This is a genomic window from Roseovarius sp. D0-M9, assembly GCF_037083805.1.
GTDB lineage: Bacteria > Pseudomonadota > Alphaproteobacteria > Rhodobacterales > Rhodobacteraceae > Roseovarius.
Genome location: NZ_JBAPKZ010000118.1, coordinates 1 through 1244 on the forward strand (window position 1 = coordinate 1; position 1244 = coordinate 1244).

The 1244-nt window shown below is 50.5% G+C and carries 1 protein-coding gene; it reads right to left on the minus strand.

Going from position 1 to position 1244, the window contains the following annotated elements:
• Positions 1-200 precede the first annotated feature (200 nt).
• A complete protein-coding gene (locus V8352_RS21760; RefSeq protein WP_336426345.1) occupies positions 201-605 on the minus strand; it encodes a hypothetical protein in 405 nt (134 codons plus the stop codon).
• Between the last annotated feature and the right edge of the window lie 639 nt (positions 606-1244).

A 1244-nucleotide genomic window follows, 5' to 3' on the forward strand; every position in this document is an offset into this window, starting at 1 on the left:
TGTCGCCGGTCGGCTCAAGCACCTGCCCGCGCCACCCTACGACACAACATCTGGTGTGGTCGTGAACTGACCGGAGACCCGCACACCCACACAAACCGCGAAGAAGCCATGTTTTTGGAACTTGAGGGGTTCCAACCATTGCGCCGCGAACCGCGTGAGATCACGCGCCTGTAAGACTGCGCTTCTCTGTTCACCACTGATCATGCCACTTTCCTCGCATTAACGACGTCGGTCTCGCTCAACGCGTCCAGTGATCGCAGGCCGTTGTCCAAGGCCTCAGCGCAGACCCGTGCTTCATCTGCCCGCAGATCATCTGGGTTAACCGCCATAAACCGCAGCGCCTCATTACTGTCGAGATCGTCTACAAGATCGAGATGTAACAGGCGGTGCATACGATGTAGCCGGACACGGACGCCCTCGGCGGACAGATCTTCGTCCGCCAAAGCCTCATCTACGATAACTTGGGCATTTTTAGCCCAGTCTGGCCCACCGAGCAGTTCCGCAGACGCGATCAGGCTTTCGCCGTCTTGTTGAAGCCAGCGAAGGAATTCGCTGGCAATATAAGTATGATGGAGCAGGAAATTGTTGTTCAGATAGTCTTTCATGGGATCACCTTTGGTGGTGCGCAAACCCGGAATGGGCGGCGTCAAGAAGCCCCTGCTTCTATATTACCGCACGACTGAATCGCGGTAAGGAGTAGATCTATAAAACTGGCATATATGCTTTTCTATTTCGGTGAGTGCTTGTTGTAATGATTATATTTTACTTCCTTATTTATGTTCAGCATTAACAACCGCCCAGATGGTATGATGTGTTCTCAGTAAGCCGGCGTGACCTCAACCTGAGGATCGCGCCAGCTCACTGAGAGCAAACATCCTAAAAGGATTTCACTCTAACAAGCTGCTGTGTCGCTTCGTTAAAGGCCAATTATGCTGAAATTTTATGATGCCGTTGCAAGGCTTCTTCCAGGACAATAATTATTTCTTTTGAAGAGAGTTCAGTGAGCTTCCGTGCGGTCTTTTTGTTTACTGACACGATTAAATTATCTGGAGTTTCACTAATATAATAATGCTTTGATTTCGAAGATTCATCACTGCATTTTTCATCATAAATCATATCAGATACATCCAAAGAATTGGGTCCCTTCTCGTTCCGTGTGGGTAGTCGGGCGCACCGGTGCTTGAGCCGCTCCCATATTTCGTGCCTTCGGTAGGCGCGTCCGACGCGGAGACCTCAGCCATCGC